We start from the raw sequence: 21,258 nt of genomic DNA, 5'->3' as shown, positions 1-21,258 counted from the left end.
CACCTCCCCTAGGCCGTGCAGCTCGCCACAGGCAGTGCCGAGCCAATCGAGGCGAAGTGACCGTAACAACGGGGACACCGGGTTGGCAGGGGACCAAAGTCCTTTTCACGGCGATCGATCCACGCCTTCGGCGGGACCCGCGAGCGCGCGGCCAGCCGGGCGCTGGGCGTCGAGGGTGCGGCCAGCCGGGCGTTGAGTGTGCGGGCAGCCGCACTCGACGCCCGGAAGTCAGGGCCGCATCTGATACGCGCCGCTGAGCGGCTGCACGTGTTCCTTCCAGACCTGGGCGTAGCCGGCGGGGTCGTGCACCGGACGCCGGATCATCCGCATCGCGAAGCGGGCCTGCTCGTCCGTGGTGGCCGGCTTGTCGCTGAGTTCGACGGCGTAGCCGTTGAAGTCGCGGATCAGCACGGCGAAGATCTGGTCGAGCAGCGCGTCGTCCACCCCCGAGATCGCGGCCTCCTCCAGGATGAGCTGGGCGTAGGGCACCGTCGCGAACAGCTGGCCCACCGCGAAGGCGAAGTCGACGTCCTTCTGCTGGGCCGCGTCCGGGGTGGCGCTGGCCAGCATTTCGGCGAGCACGTCGATCTGCTGACGCAGCAGCGCGACGTTGGGCAGGTGGCCGTAGGCGGCGAACGGCGCGCGCCAGTCGTGGAAGCGCACCTTGCCCAGCCCGCCGGTCGGGCCCTGCGCGAACAGGAAGGCGTCGTCGGCCGCGTCGTCGCGCCGGCCGAGCAGGGGCAGCGCGGCGTCGGGCGCGAACAGGAAGTTGGGCATGAACTTGCCCAACAGGCCGATGTTGATGTGGACGGTGCCCTCCAGCCTGGGCAGCAGGCCGATCTCCCGTGTGACGGCCTCGAAGAAGGTGTCCTTCTCCACGCCCTTGGCGGCGATCACGTCCCACAGCGCTGTGACCACCCGCTCGCCTTCGCTGGTGACCTTGCCCTTGGTCAGCGGGCTGTAGAGCAGATAGCGCCGGTCGTCGGCCGACGCGCTGCGCATGTAGTCACAGGCCCGGGCGCATACCAGCCGCATCGCCACCAGCCGCGCGTAGGCGTCGGTGAGGAGCCGGCGCACGTGGCTGAAGTCCGTGACGACCGTGCCGTACAGGATGCGGTTGGAGGCGTGGGTGACCGCCTCGTACATCGCGTGGGTGCACATGCCCACCGCGCCCCAGCCCAGGTTGTACTTGCAGACGTTGACCGTGTTCAGCGCGGCGTGAAACGCCCCGGGTCCGCGGTGCAGGAGGTCTGCCTCGGTGACCGGGTAGTCGCGGAGCGCGTAGTTGGCGACGAAGTTCTGCGAGTTCACCACGTTCTTGATGAGCTCATACCGGTCGTGCTGGGAATCGGCGGCGAAGAACACGTATTCGTCGGTGCCGGCGATCTTGCCGAAGGTGGAGACCATCCGCGCCACGTTGGCGTTGCCGATGTAGTACTTCTCCCCGCTGGCGGTCCAGCCGTGTTCGGACGGCGTGAGGACCATGTCGGTCTGGTAGACGTCGGCGCCGTGGGTCTGCTCCGACAGGCCGAAGGCGAACACCTCGCCGGCCTCCAGCTGCGCGGCGGCCTTGCGCTTGGCGTCGGAGTTGTCGCTCATCCAGATCGGGCCCAGGCCCAGGGCGGTGACCTGGAAGGGGTACCAGTAGCTCAGGCCGTAGAAGCCGACGATCTCGGCGAACTCACTGATCCGGTAGGTATCCCAGCGGCAGTCACCGGAGCCGTAGGCCGACGGCGTCAGCAGCGAGGCGAAGATGCGTTCGCGGCCGATGTGGTCGAGGAAGTCGGAGTACCACACCCGATCGTGGTCGTCCTGCTTGAGCCGCGCCTTGCCCCGCGACTCGAAGAAGTCGACCGTGGCGGCCATGATCTCGCTCGAGCGCCGGTCCGGGTAGCGCCGCTGCAGCTTGTTGGGATTGAGCAACATGGCGGTGACGGTACTGCGCGCGCGGGCGAGAACGCCACTGTCAATCGGCACTGTTGGCGTGGCGCCGCCCGACCTAGCATCAGACGGGTGTCAGAACTCAATACCGCCCGCGGTCCCATTGACACCGCCGACCTCGGTGTCACGCTGATGCACGAGCACGTGTTCATCATGACCACCGAAATCGCGCAGAACTATCCCGAGGCCTGGGGCGACGAGGACCAGCGGGTGGCCGACGCCATCACCCGCCTCAATGAACTGAAGGCCCGCGGCGTGGACACCATCGTGGACCTGACCGTCATCGGGCTGGGCCGGTACATCCCGCGCATCGCCCGGGTCGCCGCCGCGACCGAGCTGAATATCGTTGTGGCGACCGGGCTTTACACCTACAACGACGTGCCGTTCTGCTTCCACTACCTGGGCCCGGGGGCGGCGCTGGGCGGCCCGGAGGTGATGACCGACATGTTCGTCCGCGACATCGAGCAGGGCATCGCCGACACCGGCGTCAAGGCCGGGATCCTCAAGTGCGCCACCGACGAACCGGGCATTACCCCGGGCGTCGAGCGGGTGCTGCGCGCCGTCGCGCAGGCGCACCGGCGCACCGGGGTGCCGATCTCCACCCACACCCACGCCGGGTTGCGCCGCGGGCTCGAACAGCAGCGCATCTTCGAAGAGGAGGGCGTGGACCTGAGCCGGGTGGTCATCGGTCACTCCGGCGACAGCACCGACGTCGGCTACCTCGAGGAGCTGATCGCCGCCGGGTCCTACCTCGGGATGGACCGGTTCGGCATCGACGTGATCTCGCCGTTCGAGGACCGAGTGAACATCGTGGCGCAGATGTGCGAGCGCGGGCACGCCGACAAGATGGTGCTCTCGCACGACGCCAACTGCTACTTCGACGCGCTGCCCGAGGAGCTCCTCGCGGTGGCCGCGCCCAACTGGCACTACCTGCACATCCACAACGACGTGATCCCGGCGCTCAAGGAGCGCGGGGTCACCGACGAGCAGCTGCACACGATGCTGGTCGACAACCCGCGGCGCATCTTCGAGCGGCGGGGGGCGTACTAGATGAGCCAGCCGGTCCCCCCGATCGGAGCCCAGATCTCGGCGCTGGCCGCGGCGGCGCCCGACGAGCCCGCGGTCACCTGCGACGGTGAGACCCTGACCCGGGGCGAGCTCGACGCCTCGACGAACCGGCTGGCCCGGGCCTACGCCGAGTGCGGCGTCGGCGTGGGCGACTACGTGACGATCGTGCTGCCCAACTCGGTGGAGTGGATCCAGGCCGTGGTGGCGTGCTGGAAGCTCGGCGCGGTGCCCCAGCCGCTGTCGGCCCGGTTGCCCGATGCCGAGCTGCAGGGGCTGCTGGAGCTGCGGCCGCCGGCGTTGCTGGTGGGGCGCGAGCACGACGGAATAGCCAGCGTGCCAAGGAATTTCACACCCGACCCGGCGTTGTCCGACGCCGCGCTGCCGGAGGCGGTCTCGCCGGTGTGGAAGGCGATGGGGTCCGGCGGCAGCACCGGGCGGCCCAAGCTGATCGAGTCCGGGGGCGACAGCCGGATACCGGCCGTCATCGGCTACGCGCTGGGCGCGCAGGAGTGCGACACCACCCTGGTGCCAATTCCGCTGTCCCACAACACCGGATTCACCACGGCGACGATCGCCTTGCTGATGCGCCACCACCTGGTGGTGATGAGCCGGTTCGACCCGCACGGGTTTCTGCGCCTGATCACCGATCACCGGGTGACGTTCCTGACGACGGTGCCGACGATCATGCAGCGGACGCTGCCGGTCTACCACGCCGATCCGGGGTCCTACGACCTGTCGTCAATCCGCCGGTTCTGGCACATGGGGGCGCCGTGCCCGCCGGCGGTCAAGCAGGCGTGGATCGACCTGGTGGGCCCCGAGAAGGTGTGGGAACTCTACGGCGGCACGGAATTACAGGCGCTGACGTTCATCTCCGGCGACCAGTGGCTCGAACACCGCGGCTCGGTGGGCGTGGTGGTCGCCGGCGAGATGAAGGTGCTCGACGACGACGGCAACCCCTGCCCGCCGGGCGTGGTCGGCGAGATCTACATGCGCCCGGCCCCCGGCAGCGCGCCGACCTACCGCTACGTCGGCGCCACGGCGAAGACCAGGGACGGCTGGGACTCGCTGGGCGACCTGGGCTATTTCGACTCCGACGGGTTTCTCTACCTGTCCGACCGGCGGGTGGACATGTTCACCGTCGGCGGCCGCAACGTCTACCCGGCCGAGATCGAGAACGCCCTGTCGGCGCACCCGGAGGTGATGTCCTGCCTGGTCGTCGGCGTCCCCGACCAGAATTCCGGCGATCTGGGGCAGGTGCCGTACGCCCTGGTGCACACCGCAGACGGCTCGACGCTGGACGCCGAGGGCGTGAAAGAGTTTTTGGCCGAACATCTTTCGTCGTACAAGCTGCCGCGGTTCGTCGAGTTCGTCGACGAGCCCCTGCGCGACGACGCCGGCAAGGCCCGGCGGTCCGCGGTGCGGGCCGAGGTCACGGCGCGATTGCGTCCGCCTCAGCGTCTATGACGTCGGTCGTCTCGACCCGGCGTTTCTCCCAGCGCCGCAGCGCCTCCCGGCAGGGCGACTCGACCAGGGCGTAGCTGACGGCGGCGATCGCCCAGCCGAAGACCAGCGTCAGCGCCAGCACCGCCGGCATCCGCCCGGTGAACGGGAACGTGCCCAGCACCGGGAAGACCATTGCCAGCGCCGCGAGGTGCCACACGAACAGGCCGTAGGACCAGCGCCCCAGCGTCACCATGAACGTCGTCCCCAGCACCCGGTGCGGCGTGTCCGGCCGGTCCAGCACCAGCGGCGCGACCAACGCGAAGGCCACCAGCGAACCCGCGGCGGTCTTGACGGCGAACTGGGTGGCGGTGCCGGGAACAAGGCCCTCGGGCCCGGCCAGCGGCGAGGCCGCCACCAGGAAGGCCAGCGCCGCCACGACGGCCATCACAAGGCGACGCCGGGCCAGCCGGTGCGGCACCCCGATCGGCGTGTGGGCCCACTCGGCCAGCAGCATGCCCGCGGCGAACCACGAGAAGAACGCCGGCGGCCAGTTCAGCGGGTTGACCCCGGAGCCGGTTGCCATCGGCACCCAGCCCCAGCCCCAGCTGAGGGCGCCCAGCGCGGCGATCGCCGGCACCCGCGCGGCGACGGGGAGGCGGCGGGCCAGCAGCGCCAGGACCGGCAGGGCCAGGTAGAAGGTGACCTCGACCGACAGGCTCCACATCTGGGTCAGGCCGCCGGTCAGGGTGAGCGGCACGTAGATCTGGGTGAGCGTCAGGTTGGCCAGCCACACGGTCGGGCTGGCGTGGTCGGCGTCGGGCAGCAGCGACAGGATGACGACGACCGCCACCAGGTAGGCCGGCATGATGCGCACCACCCGCGACCGCAGGTAATGACCCGTGCGGGGCGGGGCCCCGATGCCCCGGGCCGCCGCGGCGTGCCCGCGCCACAACAGGAAGCCCGACAGCGCGAAGAACACCGCGACGGCCAGGTCGAAGCGGCCGAACAGCCGCCCGCCGACGCCGCTGGAGTGCCCGGTCTGGAAGGCGACGTGGGTGACCACCACCCCCATGGCCGCGCACGCGCGCATCCCCTCCACGGCGGGCAGGAAGCTGCGCACACCCCCCACGCCCTGGCCCTCGGTCACGATCACAGTGTGCCTGGGAGTGTTCCCCGGCAAACCGGGGTACACCGCATCGACCCGCGGGCGCTGCCCAGCGGGGGTCTTACGTTCGGCTGTTAGGGTCGAACGGGTTTGCTTCGCTCGCGGCGACGAGCCGACCATGAGGGATCACTAGGAGGGCACGGCAACGTGAACCGAGCAGTCATGTTGCGGTTCGCCGCATGCGGCATCATCGGGCTCGGGGCCGCCTTGTTGATCGCCGCGCTGTTGCTGTCGACCTACACCAGCCACCGGATCACCAAGATCCCGCTCGACATCGACACCACCCTGATCAGCGACGGCACCGGGACGGCGCTGGACTCGGCGTCGCTGTCGACCGACCACCTGGTGGTCAACCAGAACGTGCCGCTGGTCTCCCAGCAGCAGATCAGCGTGGAGTCGCCCGCCAACGCCGACGTGGTCACGCTGCAGGTGGGCTCGTCGGTCCGGCGCACCGACAAACAGAAGGACAGCGGCCTGCTGCTGGCGATCGTCGACACCGTCACCCTGAACCGCAAGACGGCGATGGCCGTCTCCGACGACACCCACACCGGCGGTTCGGTCCAGAAGCCGCGCTCCTTCGGCGACGAGAACCCGCCCACCGCCGTGCCGCTGCGCCACGACGGGCTGGCCTACCGGTTCCCGTTCCACACCGAGAAGAAGACCTACCCCTACTTCGACCCGATCGCGCAGAAGCCCTTCGACGTCAACTACGACTCCCAGGAAGACGTCAACGGCCTGACGACCTACCGCTTCACGCAGAACATCGGCTACAACGCCGACGGCAAGCTGGTCGCCCCCGTCCCCTACCCGTCGCTGTACGCGGGCGCCGAGGACGCCAAGGTCACGGCGTCCGCCGCCATGTGGGGGGTGCCCGGCGACCCGGGCGAGCAGGTCACCATGACCCGCTACTACGCCGCGCAGCGGACGTTCTGGGTCGACCCCGTGTCGGGCACCATCGTCAAGGAGACCGAGCACGCCGACCACTACTTCGCCCGGGACCCGCTCAAGCCGGAGATGACGCTGGCCGACTATAAGGTCACCTCCACCCAGGACACCGTCGAGGCTCAGGTCAACGCGGCCCGCGACGAGCGCGACCGGCTGGCGCTGTGGTCGCGGGTGCTGCCCATCACCTTCACCGCCGTCGGACTGGTCGCCCTGGTGGGCGGGGCTTTGCTGGCCTCGTTCAGCCTGCGGACCGAGAGCGCGCTGACCGACCCCGGCCTGGACCGCGGCGACGAGGAGTTCTTCGGCCGCGGCGGGGTCGAGGAGCGGGTGCCCGGCGCGGAGGCCGAGACCGAGAAGCTGCCCACCCAGCGTCCCCGACTGGGAGATGCAGCCGACGACGGCCCGGCTCCGCCCGCCGCCGAGCCGCCGACACGGGCGTCGGCCGAGCCCCCGGAACCGGGGGCGCCCGACCCTCCCGTCGGGCCCGAACGGGATGCGCCGGAACGGGATTAGTCCACCGAACGTGCGCTGGGCCCGGCCCGGGTACGCCCTGATCCTGGCGCTGGTGGTGGCCGGGCCGCTGCTGAAGCCGGGTTACCTGCTGCTACGCGACGCGGTGTCGACGCCGCGCTCGTACCTCACCGACACCGCCCTGGGGCTGACGGCCCCGCCGCGGGCGACGCCACAGGATTTCGCGGTCGCGCTGGCCTCCCACGTTCTCGACGGCGGCGTGGTGGTCAAGGCGCTGCTGGTGCTCGGGCTGTGGCTGGCGGGGGGGGGCGCGGCCTCGGCAGCGTGGCCAGCCTGGGCGGCATCTGGAACGGGCAGGCCGTGCCGGGTTCGCGCGCAACGCTTTTCGCGGTGTTGTCGGCCGCGGTGCTGCTGGGCGTCGTCGCCGCCGGGGTGCCCGCGGCGGCCCGGCGGCCCGCCGCGGTGCCGCTGCTGGTGCTGGCGGTCGTGTCGGTGCTGGTGCCCGCCGCGCTGGCGACGGGGCCCGGTCTGCACGCGCTGGGCGCGGTGGTCGACGCCGTGCCCGCGTTCGGGGTGCTGCGCGACGGCCAGAAGTGGGTGGCGCTGGCGGTGCCGGGCTACGCGCTGGCGGGGGCCGGCGCGGTGGTGACGCTGCGGCGGCTCAAAGTCCCGGCGGCCGCCGCGGCTGTGGTCTGCTGCCTGGCGCTGATCGCGGTGCTGCCCGACCTGGCCTGGGGCGTGTGGGCCCGGGTGACGCCGGTGCGCTACCCGCCGGGGTGGGCCGCGGTGGCCGCGGCGATCAACGCCGATCCCCGCACGGTCGCGGTGCTGCCGGCCGGCACCATGCGGCGCTTCGCCTGGTCGGGTTCCGCGCCGGTGCTCGACCCGCTGCCGCGCTGGGTGCGCGCCGACGTGCTGAGCCCCGGTGACCTGGTCATCTCGGGCGTGGTCGTCCCGGGCGAGGGCGCCCGCGCGCGGGCGGTGCAGCAGTTGTTGCTGACCGGGCCCGATCCCGCCGCCCTGGCCCGGGCCGGCGTGGGGTGGCTGGTGGTCGAATCGGACAGCGCCGGCGACATGGGTGCGGGCGGCCGGACCGTCGGGGCGCTCGCCCCGGTCCACTCCGACCGCGAGCTGGCGCTGTACCGGATCGGCGGCGACACCGCGGGCCCGTCGCCCGCGCGCCGCAGGGCCACGCTCGTCGCGCACCTGGCGTGGCTGGCGATGCTGGTGATCGGTGGCGGCGGGGCGCTGGCGTGCGCCCGGCGCGGCGCGGCTACACCACGCCGCTGACGAACTCCCGGGTTTGCACGGCCTCCAACACGTTTCGCATCGCCTCGGCGCTCTGGGTCCAGGAGAACTCGCCGCTGCGGGCCTGCGCCTTGGCGCCGAGTTGATCGCGCATCACCGAATCGGTGAGCAGTTCGTCGAGGCGGTCCACCAACTCCTGGTGGCTGTCCACCAGGATCCCCGTCACGCCGTCGACGATGGAGTCCGAGAGGCCGCCGGAGGACCGGTAGCCGATGGTCGGCACCCGGTGCTGGGCCGCCTCGACGACGGCCAGGCCCCAGCCCTCCTTGCGGGACGGCAGCAGCTGCACCCACGAGCTTTGCAGCACATGGTGTTTGGTGACGTCGTCGACGTGGCCGTGGAAGGTGACCGCGTCGCCGATGCCGAGCCGCCGCACGTGTTCCACCAGGCGCGGCCGCCACCAGCCGTCACCCACGATGTCGAGGTGCACGGCGGGGATGCGGCGCCTCAGCTCGGCGACGGCCTCCAGCGCGTCTTCGATCTGCTTGTGCGGCACCAGCCGGGACAGCACCACCACCCGCGGCGCGGCCGCGCGCGGGCCCGCCAGCGACTGGGCGGGGGCCTCGTCGAGGCCGTTGCGCACCACGGCGATTCGCTCGTTGCCGACCCCGAGCGCCACGAGATCGCGGGCCGACGGGAGCGAGACGGTCACGTACTGGTTGCGCCGGTTGACGCGGGGCGACACCGCGGACTCGACGAACCAGCCGAGCCGGCCGAGCAGCGGCCCGGCCACCGGCCACTGCTCGCGGTGGCAGTGGTGCACCAGCACCACCACGCGGCGCCCGTAGACCAGCCGCGCGAGGAACGGCACGCCGTTCTGGGTGTCGATGACGGCGTCGGGGCGCGCGACGAGCCCCAACCGCGCCCCCACCTCCTTGAACGCCATCGCCAGCAACGCCCAGACGTACACCGAGTAGCGCCCCCCGGCGCGGGTGATCCGCACGCCGTCGGCGACCTCGCGGCGGGGCGCTCCGGGGTAGCGGGCCGTGCGCAGGGTGACCTCGACGCCCGACGCCGCCAATTGGGCGCCGATGCGCTGCAGGTAGGCCTCGCTGCCCCCGCCCTGCGGGTGCCCGGTGTCGCGCCAGCACAGCAGCAGCACGGAACGGAGAGCAGACATTACCGGCCAGCCTAGCCGGGGCGGCGACGCGCGTTGCGGGACGGCGGTGCGTGGTCACACCCGCCACACCGGCCCCAGCGGAGAGGGCCGCCCGGCGCGGGGACGCGTGTGACGAATGCGGCGCAACCGTAGGGTGTGGCCGTGGCCGTCACGGACTCCTTCGCCCGGCGGGCGACGCTGGCCCGCTCGGTGCGACTGCTCTCGGCATTTCGCTACGAGCAGCCGGAGCCGGCCCGCTTCTATGGCGCGCTGGCGGCCGACACCGTGGCGATGGTGAGCGACCTGTGGGGGGCCGCGACCGGCGAATCGCCGGCCGGGCGCACGCTGCTCGACATCGGTGGGGGCCCGGGCTACTTCGCGGCCGCGTTTGCCGCGGCGGGCGTCCGCTACATCGGGGTGGAACCCGACCCGGGCGAGATGCACGCGGCCGGCCCGGCGCACGAGGCCGGGGGCCGGGGGGCCACGTTCGTCCGGGCCTCCGGGATGGCGCTGCCGTTCGCCGACGACTCGGTGGACATCTGCCTGTCCTCCAACGTCGCCGAGCACGTCCCGCGGCCCTGGCGGCTCGGCTCGGAGATGCTGCGGGTCACCCGGCCGGGCGGGCTGGCGGTGCTGTCCTACACGGTCTGGCTCGGCCCCTTCGGCGGTCACGAGATGGGCCTGACCCACTACCTCGGCGGAGCCCGCGCCGCCGCGCGCTACGCGCGCAAACACGGCCGTCCGGCGAAAAACAACTACGGGTCGTCGTTGTTCGCGGTGTCGGCCGCCGAGGGCCTGCAGTGGGCAGCGCACACCGGCGCCCTGGTCGCCGCATTTCCCCGCTACCACCCGCGATGGGCCTGGTGGCTGACGTCGGTGCCGCTGGTCCGCGAGTTCCTGGTCAGCAATCTCGTGCTGGTGCTCGCGCCCCGGTAATGAAACATGTTCTCGTTTCGCTTTCCCTTGGGTAGGGTGGCGCCATGCGCGCCGGCGACGATGCAGCGCGGAGCAATGAGGAGGAGCGGCGCAGATGACCGAGAGCAAGCCCACGGAATACGACAAACTCTTCATCGGCGGCAGGTGGACGGAGCCCTCGACCTCCGAGGTCATCGAGGTGCACTGCCCGGCCACCGGCGAGTACGTCGGCAAGACACCGCTGGCGGCGGCCGCCGACGTCGACGCCGCGGTCGCCGCGGCCCGGGCGGCGTTCGACAGCGGCCCGTGGCCCACCACGCCGCCCAAGGAACGCGCCGCCATCCTCGCCAACGCGCTGAAGCTGCTGGAGGAGCGTAAGGACAAGTTCACCGCGGTCCTGGCGGCCGAGACCGGTCAGCCGCCCACCGGCGTCGAGACGATGCACTGGATGAGCACCATGGGCGCGATGGGCTACTTCGCCGGCCCCGCCGCCGACGAGGTGAAGTGGAAAGAGATCCGCAACGGCGGCTACGGGCAGACCATCGTCTACCGCGAGCCGATCGGCGTGGTGGGCGCGATCGTGGCGTGGAACGTGCCGCTGTTCCTGGCGGTCAACAAGCTGGGCCCGGCGCTGCTGGCCGGCTGCACCGTGGTGCTCAAGCCGGCGGCCGAAACACCGCTGAGCGCAAACCTTCTCGCGGAGGCCCTGGCCGAGGCCGGCCTGCCCGAGGGCGTGCTGTCGGTGGTGCCCGGCGGGATCGAGACCGGGCAGGCGCTGACCTCCAACCCGGACGTGGACCTGTTCTCGTTCACCGGCAGCTCGGCCGTCGGCAAGGAGATCGGCCGGCGCGCCGCGGAGATGCTCAAGCCGTGCACCCTGGAGCTCGGCGGGAAGTCGGCGGCCATCGTCCTCGAGGACGTCGACCTGGCGTCGGCGATCCCGATGCTGGTGTTCTCCGGGATCATGAACACCGGGCAGGCCTGCGTGGCCCAGACCCGCATCCTGGCGCCGCGCTCGCGCTACGACGAAATCGTCGAAGCCGTCAGCAATTTCGTGCAGATGCTGCCCGTCGGGAAGCCGGACGACCCGGCCGCCCAGATCGGGTCGCTGATCTCGGAGAAGCAGCGCGCCCGCGTCGAGGGCTACATCGCCAAGGGCGTCGAGGAGGGCGCCCGGCTGGTGTGCGGCGGCGGCCGCCCCGAGGGCCTCGACGGCGGATTCTTCGTCCAGCCCACCGTGTTCGCCGACGTCGACAACAAGATGACGATCGCCCAGGAGGAGATCTTCGGGCCGGTGCTGAGCGTCATCCCCTACGACACCGAGGAGGACGCGATCAAGATCGCCAACGACTCGGCGTACGGGCTGGCCGGCAGCGTGTGGACCTCCGATGTGCCGCACGGCATCGAGATCGCCCAGCAGATCCGCACCGGAACCTATGCGATCAACTGGTACGCGTTCGACCCGTGCTGCCCGTTCGGCGGCTACAAGAACTCCGGCATCGGCCGGGAGAACGGGCCGGAGGGCGTCGAGCACTTCACGCAGCAGAAGAGCGTGCTGATGCCGATGGGCTACACCACCGACAGCTGACCTCGACCCCTGCGGTCGATCTCGCGGGCTGCACCGACATGAGCCACGCGCGGATTCTTCGTGCCCGCCCTCGGGCACCCGAGCGCGCTCGCCTGATTATGTAAGAAAGCATAATTACTGCGCCCGCGCATTCCGCCTGCTCACGCGCCGGGCGGAGCCAGATAGCACGATCCGCCATGCTCGGCGGTGTTACTTAGGTCATACAAGTTGATTACTGTACTGATGTCTTATATGCTTCTCAGCATAATCTTGGGCGCCGTATAGGCGGGGAGAAAATCATGTGGATCATCGAGCTCAACATCGGCAGTTATCAGTTCACCCGCGAGGTGCCCGCCCTCAAGGACCGCAAATTCCGCTTCAGCCCGCGCCACATGCACTGGCCGGCATCGCGGTCCTCACAAGCTGCATGACGCCGCCGGTCACGGGCACCGCGACGGTGCGGACCACCACCAAGCGCGGCGATACGCGCAAGAGGATGCTGATCAGCGCCGCCGAGGTCATGCGTGAGCGTGGGGCCGCCGGCGTCACCATCGACGAGGTGCTGGCGCGCAGCGGCGCCCCCCGCGGCTCGGTGTACTACCACTTTCCCGAGGGCCGCAACCAGATCCTGACCGAGGCGCTGCGGTACTCGGGTGACGCCATCACGGCGATGATCGACGACGCAACGGGCTGGGGTGCGCGAGCCCTGCTGCGCGAGTTCGTCGAGTACTGGGAACGCACGCTCAGCGAGGGGGACTTCACCGCCGGCTGCCCGGTGGTGGCCGCCGCGATCGGCTCGGACGACCAACCCAATTTGACCGGCGAGGCCGGCGCCATCCTGGCCCGGTGGTGTTCCGCGCTGACCCGGGCGTTCGTCAACGACGGATTCGGCGAGGAGGATGCCGCGTCGCTGGCGGTCACCTCGATCGCCGCCCTGGAGGGCGCCGTGCTGCTGTCGCGTTCGACGCAGAGCATCGACCCGCTCCACAAGGTCGGCGACCAACTCGAATTCCTGATCAAGGCACGGGAATTCGTCATCCGCAACAAGCTGGGGCAGTAGCGCCCCAGCCGTCAGTCGCTGGCGGGCAGCGGCTTGACCTCCTTAAGCGTCAGCCTGGTCTCGCCGACGCTCAGGCTCCCGGCGCCCGGCTTGGTCACCAGCACCTCGGCGCCGCCGTCGTCGACGTAGCGCTTGCCCATCACGCTGCCGTCGGCGAACGCCGGGTCGAGCTCACCCGAGCGCGGCGCGCCGATCTCGACCATCGGCGCCCCACCGCAGCGCAGGTCGTCCAGGCTGTCGGCGCTGCGGACGACGATGACCTGCGTGTCACACACCTGGCTGGCCAGGCGGGTTCCGTTCTTCACCATGCTGGTTCCTTTACTCCCCTACTGCTCGGCCGGCGCGGCGCGCAGTGCGTTCAGGTCCTTGACGATCTCGCGGCGCAGCACCTTGCCCGTCGCCGTGGTGGGCAACTCGTCGCGAAACACCACGTGGTCCGGCGTGCGCGACCCGCGCAAGCTCTTGCGGACGTGCTCGCGCAGCTCCTCGGGATCGGGGTCGATCCCGACGGCGGGGACCACGACGGCCACGATGGCCTGGCCCCACTGCGGGTCCTCGACGCCGACCACCGCGACGTCGCGCACGTGCGAGTGCTCGATGAGCACCTCCTCGAGCTCGGCCGGCGCGATGTTCTCGCCCCCGCGAATGATCGTGTCGTCGCTGCGCCCGCTGATGAACAGGTAACCGTCCTCGTCGAGCAGCGCGACGTCGCGGGTGGGGAACCAGCCCTCGTCGTCGAGCACCGAGCCGATCCCGGTGTAGCGGCCCGACACCTGCTCGCCGCGCACGAACAGCTCCCCGGCCTCGCCCGGCCCGAGCACGTTCCCGTCGTCGTCGCGGATCTGCAGTTCGATGCCGGGCACCGGCCGGCCCACCGAACCCAGCCGCTTGGCCACGTGCGCCTCGGCCGCGGAGTGCGCCTCGCGGTGGTCGTCGGGACCCAGCACGGCGATCGTCGAGCTGGTCTCGGTCAGGCCGTAGGCGTTGACGAAGCCGACGTGCGGGAGCAGCTGCAGCGCCCGGCGCACCAGCGGCAGGCCCACCTTCGAGCCGCCGTAGGCGAGGTTGCGCAACGACGGCAGCTCGTGACCGCCCTGCTCGAGGACCGTGACGATCCGGTCCAGCATGGTGGGCACCACCGTCGCGGTGGTCACCCGCTCGGCGTTCACCAGCCGCACCCACTCCTGGGCGTCAAAGGTGGGCAGGTACACCATCTTTCGGCCGGCATAGAGGTTGGACAGCGCCGCGCCCACCCCCGCGATGTGATACGGCGGCACGCAGATCAGCGCGGCGTCGTCGGGGGCGGCGGACTCGAACTCGACCGTGCCCGTCACGTAGCTGGTCAGGTTGTTGTGCGAGAGCTCGACGGCCTTGGGCTGCGACGTGGTGCCCGAGGTGAAGAGCACGACGGCGACGGAATCGGGGTCGGGGAACTCGGCGGCTGGTTCGGCGCCGCGCGCCGCCGTCAGGAACTCCTCGGTGGTCATCAGCCGCTTCGCCGGCGGGGCGTCGCCGAGCATGTCGCGGTAGCGGCCGTCGACCACCACCAGCGGCTCGGGCAGCCGCTCGATCAGCGCCCGGATGCCCTCGCCCGACAGCCGGTAGTTGATCGGCGTGAAGGCCACTCCCGCGCGCGCCGCGGCGAAGAGCAGGATCGGCAGCGTCGCGCCGCCGGTGCCGACGTAGGCCAGGTGCCGGGCCCCCGATGCCGCGACCACGCCGGCGCCGCCGTCGGCCAGATCGCTGAGCTGCTGGGTCGTCAGCCGGGTGTCCTCCGAGGCCCCCGCGGTGACGACAGCCGTCCGATCGGGGTTGCTCGACGCAGCCATCTCGAGCAGCAGCGAAATGCTCATCCTCGATCTTCCCGGTTCCCCTAAGGTTTACAAATCCGAGCCACAGTGTAACTCGAACCGTCAGGTGCCCGTCCAGCGCGCCGGCCGCTTCTCGGCGAACGCGATCGCCCCCTCCTTGGCGTCGTTGGACGCGAACACCGGCATCAGGATCTTGTTCTGGTCGGCGAACATGGTCTCGCGGCTCCAGCCGCGGGACTCGACGATGATCTTCTTGGTGGCGGCCACCGCCAGCGGCCCGTTCGCGGCGATCTTCTCCGCCAGCGCGATCGCCTCGTCCAGCGCCGTCCCCGGCTCGGCCAGCACGTTGACCAGACCCAGCTCGTGCGCGCGGGCGGCCGGCAGGCTGTCGCCGGTCAACGCCAGCTCCATGGCGATCGCGTACGGGATGCGCTCGGGCAGCCGCAGCAGTCCGCCGCCGCCGGCGACCAGGCCGCGCTTGACCTCGGGGATCCCGAACGCCGAATCCTTCGACGCCACGATCAGGTCGGTGGCCAGCGCCAGCTCGGTGCCGCCGGCCAGGGCGAAGCCCTCCACCGCGGCGATCAGCGGCTTGTCCGGCGGGCGCTCGGTGAAGCCCATCCCGCGGCCCTCGACGATGGGCAGCTCGCCGCGGGCGAAGGCCTTGAGGTCCATGCCCGCGCAGAACGAGCCGCCCGCGCCGGTGATGATGCCAACCGACAGGCCCGCGTCACCGTCGAGCCGGTCCATGGCCTGCGCGAGGCCGTTGGCGACCGCGGCGTTGACGGCGTTCTTGGCCTTGGGCCGGTTGATGGTGACGATCAGGATGCGGTCCCGTTGCTCGACGAGGACCTCGGGTTCGGCGGCGGCCTCTTCGCTCCCAGTGCTCACGGTGCTGCGCAGCTCCTTCGGATGACTAAGGGTGATGCGACCGATGGTAACGGCCGGTCAGAATGCCATTAACACCAGGCGAGAGCGCCGTTTTCCCCGGGACGGGTCAGGCCGGCGCCATCGCGGCCTCGACGACCGTCAGCTCCTCGGAAAGCCCTGCGGCCCTGCGTATTTCGATGAAGTCGGCGACCATGGCCTCGGTGACCTCGTGCGGGTCGTCCAGCGTGGCCCCGTCGCTGAGCACCGAGATGTTGAGCTGGTCGACGTAGCTCCAGACGGTGATGTTCAGGCCGCTGCCCGCGGTCAGCGGGCCCACCGAATAGATCTCGGTGACCAGCGCCCCGCCCACCCGGCCGCGCTCGCGCGGGCCGGGCACGTTGGAGATGTTCAGGTTCAGGATCTTGTTGTGGCCGTCGCGCCCGGATGCCCACCGGAAGAAGGCCTGGGTGGGCGCGGGCGGCATGTAGGCCGCCCAGCGGCTGACCAGTTCCGGCCCCATCAGCTGGTTGCTCTCCTTGGCCGCGATCGCGTTTTCGTGGGTGCACCGCACCCGCTCCAGCGGGTCGTCGGAATCGGTGGGCAGGCCCACCAGCACGCCGGTGAAGCGGTTGCCGGAGATCCGCTCGGGCGAGAAGTCGAAGCTCATCGGCACCGACGCCAGCAGCGGTTCGGCCTTGCCGTCGTAGCGCAGCAGCAGCGTGCGCAGCGCGCCCGCCGACATGGCCAGCACCATGTCGTTGATGGTCGCGCCGAGGCGCTTGCCGGTCTCCTTGACGTCGGCGAGCGCCAGGGTGGCGGTGGCGAACCGCCGCTCGGGGGTGATCTTGTGGTTCATGAACGTCACGGGCGGCTCGAAGGGCCGGGTCAGCTCCGGTGACAGCTTGCGGGAGCTGCGCCGCACGCGGCCCAGGCCCTGCGCGGTGTAGCGGATGGTGCGCGGGATGCGCCCGATGTGGCGCATGTGGTCGGCGAACGCCGAGGTCACCAGTTGACCGGGGCGCGGCGCGGGGTCGGCCGTGTACGGCCCGCCCTCCGGCCCGGGCTGCAGGTCCATGCCGCGCGCCATCAGGTTGGCCGAGGCGACGCCGTCGGCGAGCGCGTGGTGGATCTTGCCCACCACCGCGATCCGGTTGTTCGCCAGGCCCTCGATGAAGTACATCTCCCACAGCGGGTGGCCGCGGTCCAGCGGGGTGCTGGCGATCCGCCCGATCGCCTCGTCCAGTTCGCGACGTCCGCCGGGGGCGGGCAGCCGCAACGGCCGGATGTGGTAGTTCAGGTCCACCTCGCAGTGCTCCCGCCACATCGGGTGGTGGAACTTCAGCGGGACCTCGACGAGCTGGTAGCAGAACGGCTCGAGCTTGTGCAGCCGTCCGCCGATGACCGTGCGGAATGCCTCCACGTCGAAGTCGAGCCGTTCGTCGTCCAGCTCGATCACCGCGACCTTGATGGTGTGCATGTGCACGTTCGGCGTCTCGCTGTAAAGGAGTACCGCGTCCCACCCGCTAAGCCGTTTCATCTGCGCCCCTTACCCATAAAGGGACCATACTCAGCGGCGCGGGCTCAGATAACCTCTTTGGCCGCGAGTTGTGTCTTGGTGCGGTGCACGTGGTTGAGGAACAGCGACGTCGCGTGGGCGGCGATCCCGGCGCGGTGACCGTCGATGAGGTCGAACCCGTGGCCGGCCCCGGGCAGCTCCAGATAACCCACGGCCGAATGCGACACCGCGCGTAGCCGCTCGACGAAGCTGTGCGCCTGCTCGACGGGGATCACGCTGTCCTTGCTGCCGTGAATGATCAAGAACGGCGGGGCATTTCGATGCACACGCGCCATCGGCGACGCGTCGCGGAACAGCTGGGGATGGCGGTCGATGCTCTTCCTGACCACCACCCGCTCCAGGAAGTCGACGAACCGGTCGCGCTCCGGGGTGGACCGGTCCTCCCAGTCGTAGCGCCCGTAGATCCCGACGACCGCGTCCACCGAACTGTCCGCGCCCTCGGGCAGGTGCGGCTCGTGCGCGGCGTCGTCGGGCGTCAGGCCCGCCAGCGCCGAGAGGTGACCGCCGGCCGAACAGCCCGCGACCGCAACGAAGTTGCGGTCGCCCCCGAACCGGTCGACGTTGGCCCGGGCCCAGGCGATCGCGGTCTTGACGTCGGTGATGTGGCGCGGCCAGCGGTGGTGCGGCGCCACCCGGTAGTCGATCGCCAGGCACACCCAGCCCTGCTCGGCCAGCCGCGACATCAGCGCCGAACCCTGCCCACGGCTGCGGCCGTGCACCCAGGCGCCGCCCGGGACGAAGATCAGCACGGGCGCGGGGTGTGCGGGCAGCTCCTTGCGGCGCCAGACGTCGAGCACCTGCGCCGGGCTGTTGCCGTAGTGCACCGCGCGCCGGTACAGGTAGCGGCTCTGGCGCATGGCGTCCCAGATCGGCGGCGTGCGTTCCGCGGCGGGCCATTCCACGTCCAGGTCGGCCGCCGACACCACGCTGCGCAGCGAGGCCAGGGAGAGCTCGCCGGGCTCCTCGGCGTCGGCGCGGGCGCGGCCCGGCCGCAACAAGCCTTTCCCTATCGACGAGCCCATCGAGGAGAGGTAATCGGGCGCGTGCCGGGCGCCCCAGACGCCCATCGCGGTCATGGTGCCCAGCGGCTCGAGGTGCTTGCCGACCACCGGCAGCGAAGCCCCCGCGGTGCTGAGCGCCAGCGCATAGTCGGCGGGGCCGGCCCGCAGCAACCATTTGACGTACGGTGTCATGCCCGGAACCTTCGCCGTCATGCGGGGGAGCCTACCCCCGCGCGGCCCCACCAAACTGACGTTTGCGTAAGACATTTCCCGGGCCGGGTCAGGGCCGCGTGCGCGCGCGCCGCCGCTCGAGGAGCACCCGGACGCCGTAGGCCAGGGCGCTGGCGGCGAACATGGCGGCGGTGAGCAGCAGCCACCGGCCCAGGAACGGATCCTGGGTCTGCCCGGTGGCCGCCAGGTAGGTCGGCGCGCCCTGCTCGATGATGCCGGGCAGGAAGATCAGCAGCGTGAGCCCGGCGGCCAGGGCCGGCACGCGAATGTGGTTGCGGGCGCTGATGTTTGGGCGTCGCTGCGCGCGCGGGCCCGGCCGCGCGAACAGCAGCCGGTCGGCCAGCGCGTACAGCGGGAAGAGCACCAGGTCGTGGGCGATCACCGCGGCGGCCAGCCAGACCGCGATCGACTGCCACCAGGTTTCCGGGTTCCACAGGGTTGCGGGGGAGAAGGTGGCCAGCAGGTACCCCAGCAGCGCGAAGCCGGCGAGCATCGTCAGCAGATGCAGCGGGTGCGAACCGTACAGCGCGGTGAAACGGCCGGGGCGCTGGCGCATCAGGGCGGGCATCAGGCCGCCTCGAAATCGATGGCGGCCACCCACTTGGTGTTGTGTACGCCGGGCAGCGCCGGGACGATGATCCGGGCCGGGTAGCCGTGATCCAGCGACAGGTCGGCGCCGTTGACGCGCAGCGCCAGCAGGGCGTCGGAGTCGCGAATCTGGTTGTCCTGCAACATCGCTGCACCAAACGCGCCGCCGGTCTGTAACGACGTCACCCGCGCCGAGCGCGGCGCGTCTCGGCGCGGCCGGTGCGCAGGACCTCGCGCAGCGGCAGCGACCGCAGGCCGGCGACCATGCGCGGGATCTTGATCGCGATGTGCATGAGGAAGCCGGCGATCAGGACCCAGGCCCCGATGTAGTGGCCGGTGTAGAAGCTGAAGCCGAAAATGTAGTCGTACTGGATGTTGAGCACGCCGGTGACGATCTCGAACAGGACGCCGCCGACGAGCATCAACAGGGACAGCCGCTCGAGCAGCTGGGCGATCGAGCGGGCCGGCGGCCAGACGAACAGCCGGGGTATCACCGACCACAGCTTGGCCAGCACCACCGGGATGAGCACCAGCCCCAGCCCGACGTGCAGGCCCTGGGTCAGCCGGTACAGCCACGACGGGTGGGTGGGCCAGGTGAAGCCGGGCAGTCGCAGCCAGCCGACGTCGGCCGGGATCGCCTGGCCGAGCTGGGGCGCATACGCGATGTAGGACAGCAGGCCGGTGAGGATGACGATCGGCAGCGTGACCAGCAGGACCAGGCCGAACACCGACGTCAGCCACGGGCCGCGCAAGGGGCTGCGAAACCGGCTCAGGCGCCGCACGCCCGGGGGTGGGTGCCGCTCCAGCGCGCGCCACAGCCAGGCGGGAAAGCCCCACAAGCCCCCCAAGCCATCGTCGCCGGGCACGGGCTATAAGGCTGCCAGAATGGCGACCACCCGGCTACCGATGAGCCGGACTTCGGTCAGCGTCAGGCCCACCTGGGCGGCCAGCGAGGCCGCGCTGTCCACGCCGACCGACGCCCACCGGAACCAGGGCCCCACATCGCGGGCGGACTCCAGGCGAACCCAGCGCTCGCGGATCCCGATGGCCTCGGCGTCGAATTCGGCGACGCAGCGCCCGCCGCGGGCCAGCAGCTCGACGGCGCGCCCCAGGATCCGGCGCGCGTCGCCGCCCAGCCCGACGTTGCCGTCGACCAGCAGCACGGTCTGCCAGGAGCCCGTCCAGGGCAGCGGTTCGAAGACGTCGCCCAGCAGTGCCGGCGCGCCGCCGCGCCCCGCCAGCCGGATCGCCGTCGCCGACCGGTCGATGCCGAGGGCGGGCACCCCGCGCTGGATCAGCCGCGCCACCAGCCGCCCCGGCCCGCACCCGAGTTCGATCGTCGGCCCGGTGCACATCTGGGTGACGGCTTCGTCGAAGGCCTCGTCGGAGGCGTCGCCGGATGAGCCCTCGGGACATCGCACGCCGAGCCAGCGGTGGGCCGGCAGGGGCCGCAGGTCGCCGTCCTGGTGGCGGATCCAACATCGCTCGCCGTCGAGCGCCCGATCGTAGAGTTGCCCCAGCATTTCACGTCCTCGCGTCGTGGCCGACCGGTCGGCCCGCCCGGCCCCGGCGGGACCTGAAACCACCGAGCGACGACGAACCAGCAAACGCCAGCACGCTCATCTTTCCCGCGTTCGCCGGCATTTTCACCGATACCCCGATCGCGGTTCGGCTAATCCCGGGCCCGAACAGGGGACGATGCGGCGGCCGCTGTGGTTCACCGGATGCCTACCGCGATACTTAACCCGTGCCGCTCGACGACGTCCACCCCGATCTGCGCCGCGCCGCCCGCTTCGCTCCCCGGCAGATGGTGGGGTCCTGGACGCTGCCGGTGCTGCGGGCGTTGCAGGGGCTGCGGCAGCCGCACGGGGACGCCGACGCCGAACAGGTCGGCCTGGGGCCGGGGGCCGCGGTTCGGTGGTTCCGCCCCGCCGGCGTGACGCAGCCTGCGCCCGCGCTGCTGTGGATCCACGGCGGCGGGTATGTCATCGGCACCGCCGTCCAGGACGACGCGCTGTGCCGCCGGTTCAGCACCAGGCTGGGCATCACCGTGGCCTCGGTGGACTACCGGCTGGCGCCCGAACACCCCTACCCAGCGGCGCTGGAAGATTGCTACGCGGCGCTGACCTGGTTGTCCGGGCTGCCCTCGGTGGATCCGCGGCGGGTCGCGATCGGCGGCGGCAGCGCCGGCGGGGGGCT

The 21,258-nt window shown here is 71.0% G+C and carries 18 protein-coding genes and 2 pseudogenes; 9 read left to right on the top strand and 11 right to left on the bottom strand.

Annotated features, from left to right (window positions below; genetic code table 11):
• Positions 1 to 228: 228 nt before the first annotated feature.
• The gene (locus BN971_RS00095; RefSeq protein WP_085182238.1) at positions 229 to 1,926 is read right to left on the bottom strand and encodes an acyl-CoA dehydrogenase family protein; all 1,698 of its coding nucleotides are present in this window, start codon (positions 1,924 to 1,926) and stop codon (positions 229 to 231) included.
• Positions 1,927 to 2,013: 87 nt separating this feature from the next.
• Here BN971_RS00095 and BN971_RS00090 point away from each other — a divergent pair, with 87 nt between their 5' ends.
• Both BN971_RS00090 and BN971_RS00085 read left to right on the top strand, forming a co-directional pair.
• Complete coding sequence (locus tag BN971_RS00090; RefSeq protein ID WP_085182214.1) at positions 2,014 to 2,991, top strand: phosphotriesterase family protein; 978 nt, start codon at positions 2,014 to 2,016, stop codon at positions 2,989 to 2,991.
• The gene (locus BN971_RS00085) at positions 2,992 to 4,473 is read left to right on the top strand and encodes an AMP-binding protein (RefSeq protein WP_085182215.1); all 1,482 of its coding nucleotides are present in this window, start codon (positions 2,992 to 2,994) and stop codon (positions 4,471 to 4,473) included.
• Here the strand turns inward: BN971_RS00085 and BN971_RS00080 are convergent.
• The gene (locus tag BN971_RS00080; protein ID WP_276011201.1) at positions 4,439 to 5,542 is read right to left on the bottom strand and encodes an acyltransferase family protein; all 1,104 of its coding nucleotides are present in this window, start codon (positions 5,540 to 5,542) and stop codon (positions 4,439 to 4,441) included. The genes BN971_RS00085 and BN971_RS00080 overlap by 35 nt on opposite strands.
• A gap of 222 nt (positions 5,543 to 5,764) precedes the next feature.
• Here BN971_RS00080 and pgfA point away from each other — a divergent pair, with 222 nt between their 5' ends.
• Entirely contained in the window at positions 5,765 to 7,075 is a 1,311-nt protein-coding gene (gene pgfA, locus BN971_RS00075; RefSeq protein ID WP_169718634.1) for a cell envelope lipid trafficking protein PgfA, read from the top strand.
• Between the two features lie 10 nt (positions 7,076 to 7,085).
• A pseudogene (locus BN971_RS00070) lies at positions 7,086 to 8,323 on the top strand (MmpA family trehalose lipid delivery protein).
• On the opposite strand, the gene BN971_RS00065 reads toward BN971_RS00070, so the two are convergent.
• The gene (locus BN971_RS00065; protein ID WP_085182219.1) at positions 8,307 to 9,461 is read right to left on the bottom strand and encodes a glycosyltransferase family 4 protein; all 1,155 of its coding nucleotides are present in this window, start codon (positions 9,459 to 9,461) and stop codon (positions 8,307 to 8,309) included. The pseudogene BN971_RS00070 and the gene BN971_RS00065 overlap by 17 nt on opposite strands.
• A gap of 141 nt (positions 9,462 to 9,602) precedes the next feature.
• Here BN971_RS00065 and BN971_RS00060 point away from each other — a divergent pair, with 141 nt between their 5' ends.
• The 4 genes from BN971_RS00060 (at position 9,603) to BN971_RS00050 (ending at position 12,982) form a co-directional block, all read left to right on the top strand.
• Positions 9,603 to 10,376 (top strand): class I SAM-dependent methyltransferase, encoded by a 774-nt coding sequence (locus BN971_RS00060; RefSeq protein WP_085182239.1) that lies wholly within the window; start codon positions 9,603 to 9,605, stop codon positions 10,374 to 10,376.
• Between the two features lie 94 nt (positions 10,377 to 10,470).
• Positions 10,471 to 11,943, top strand: a complete 1,473-nt coding sequence (locus BN971_RS00055; RefSeq protein ID WP_085182220.1) for an aldehyde dehydrogenase — start codon at positions 10,471 to 10,473, stop codon at positions 11,941 to 11,943.
• Positions 11,944 to 12,221: 278 nt separating this feature from the next.
• Positions 12,222 to 12,353, top strand: coding sequence for a hypothetical protein (locus tag BN971_RS26185; RefSeq protein WP_264028526.1), 132 nt, complete (start codon positions 12,222 to 12,224; stop codon positions 12,351 to 12,353).
• On the top strand, positions 12,350 to 12,982 hold the full coding sequence (locus tag BN971_RS00050) for a TetR/AcrR family transcriptional regulator (RefSeq protein WP_169718635.1): 633 nt from the start codon (positions 12,350 to 12,352) through the stop codon (positions 12,980 to 12,982). Before BN971_RS26185 ends, BN971_RS00050 begins: the two co-directional genes overlap by 4 nt.
• A gap of 11 nt (positions 12,983 to 12,993) precedes the next feature.
• Here the strand turns inward: BN971_RS00050 and BN971_RS00045 are convergent, their stop codons facing one another.
• From BN971_RS00045 to BN971_RS00010, 8 genes and pseudogenes are all read right to left on the bottom strand, one after another.
• Positions 12,994 to 13,290, bottom strand: coding sequence for a hypothetical protein (locus BN971_RS00045; protein WP_085182221.1), 297 nt, complete (start codon positions 13,288 to 13,290; stop codon positions 12,994 to 12,996).
• Positions 13,291 to 13,308: 18 nt separating this feature from the next.
• Positions 13,309 to 14,835, bottom strand: coding sequence for a class I adenylate-forming enzyme family protein (locus tag BN971_RS00040; protein ID WP_085182222.1), 1,527 nt, complete (start codon positions 14,833 to 14,835; stop codon positions 13,309 to 13,311).
• 60 nt (positions 14,836 to 14,895) lie between these two features.
• Complete coding sequence (locus tag BN971_RS00035; RefSeq protein ID WP_085182223.1) at positions 14,896 to 15,684, bottom strand: crotonase/enoyl-CoA hydratase family protein; 789 nt, start codon at positions 15,682 to 15,684, stop codon at positions 14,896 to 14,898.
• Between the two features lie 106 nt (positions 15,685 to 15,790).
• Positions 15,791 to 17,200, bottom strand: coding sequence for a WS/DGAT/MGAT family O-acyltransferase (locus BN971_RS00030; protein ID WP_085182224.1), 1,410 nt, complete (start codon positions 17,198 to 17,200; stop codon positions 15,791 to 15,793).
• 44 nt (positions 17,201 to 17,244) lie between these two features.
• A complete protein-coding gene (locus BN971_RS00025; protein WP_085182225.1) occupies positions 17,245 to 18,453 on the bottom strand; it encodes an alpha/beta hydrolase in 1,209 nt (402 codons plus the stop codon).
• Positions 18,454 to 18,520: 67 nt separating this feature from the next.
• Positions 18,521 to 19,027: a hypothetical protein gene (locus BN971_RS00020; RefSeq protein WP_085182241.1), complete on the bottom strand. Its 507-nt coding sequence runs from the start codon at positions 19,025 to 19,027 to the stop codon at positions 18,521 to 18,523.
• An 11-nt stretch (positions 19,028 to 19,038) separates the two neighbouring features.
• A pseudogene (locus tag BN971_RS00015) lies at positions 19,039 to 19,925 on the bottom strand (molybdopterin-dependent oxidoreductase).
• Positions 19,926 to 19,928: 3 nt separating this feature from the next.
• Positions 19,929 to 20,582: a class I SAM-dependent methyltransferase gene (locus tag BN971_RS00010; protein ID WP_085182227.1), complete on the bottom strand. Its 654-nt coding sequence runs from the start codon at positions 20,580 to 20,582 to the stop codon at positions 19,929 to 19,931.
• A 284-nt stretch (positions 20,583 to 20,866) separates the two neighbouring features.
• Here BN971_RS00010 and BN971_RS00005 point away from each other — a divergent pair.
• A partial coding sequence (locus tag BN971_RS00005) for an alpha/beta hydrolase (RefSeq protein ID WP_428978050.1) occupies positions 20,867 to 21,258 on the top strand: 392 nt, incomplete at its 3' end.

Source organism: Mycobacterium bohemicum DSM 44277, from assembly GCF_001053185.1.
Lineage (GTDB): Bacteria > Actinomycetota > Actinomycetes > Mycobacteriales > Mycobacteriaceae > Mycobacterium > Mycobacterium bohemicum.
Note: the sequence above shows the minus strand (reverse complement) of the source record. Positions and strands in the feature narration are given on the sequence as shown.

Coding starts and splice junctions, on each gene's coding strand:
- BN971_RS00095 (WP_085182238.1), bottom strand. CDS start 1,926: ATGTTGCTCAATCCCAACAAGCTGCAGCGGCGCTACCCGGACCGGCGC.
- BN971_RS00085 (WP_085182215.1), top strand. CDS start 2,992: ATGAGCCAGCCGGTCCCCCCGATCGGAGCCCAGATCTCGGCGCTGGCC.
- BN971_RS00080 (WP_276011201.1), bottom strand. CDS start 5,542: ATGCGCGCGTGCGCGGCCATGGGGGTGGTGGTCACCCACGTCGCCTTC.
- BN971_RS00065 (WP_085182219.1), bottom strand. CDS start 9,461: ATGTCTGCTCTCCGTTCCGTGCTGCTGCTGTGCTGGCGCGACACCGGG.
- BN971_RS00055 (WP_085182220.1), top strand. CDS start 10,471: ATGACCGAGAGCAAGCCCACGGAATACGACAAACTCTTCATCGGCGGC.
- BN971_RS26185 (WP_264028526.1), top strand. CDS start 12,222: ATGTGGATCATCGAGCTCAACATCGGCAGTTATCAGTTCACCCGCGAG.
- BN971_RS00050 (WP_169718635.1), top strand. CDS start 12,350: ATGACGCCGCCGGTCACGGGCACCGCGACGGTGCGGACCACCACCAAG.
- BN971_RS00045 (WP_085182221.1), bottom strand. CDS start 13,290: ATGGTGAAGAACGGAACCCGCCTGGCCAGCCAGGTGTGTGACACGCAG.
- BN971_RS00040 (WP_085182222.1), bottom strand. CDS start 14,835: ATGAGCATTTCGCTGCTGCTCGAGATGGCTGCGTCGAGCAACCCCGAT.
- BN971_RS00030 (WP_085182224.1), bottom strand. CDS start 17,200: ATGAAACGGCTTAGCGGGTGGGACGCGGTACTCCTTTACAGCGAGACG.
- BN971_RS00025 (WP_085182225.1), bottom strand. CDS start 18,453: ATGACGGCGAAGGTTCCGGGCATGACACCGTACGTCAAATGGTTGCTG.
- BN971_RS00020 (WP_085182241.1), bottom strand. CDS start 19,027: ATGCGCCAGCGCCCCGGCCGTTTCACCGCGCTGTACGGTTCGCACCCG.
- BN971_RS00010 (WP_085182227.1), bottom strand. CDS start 20,582: ATGCTGGGGCAACTCTACGATCGGGCGCTCGACGGCGAGCGATGTTGG.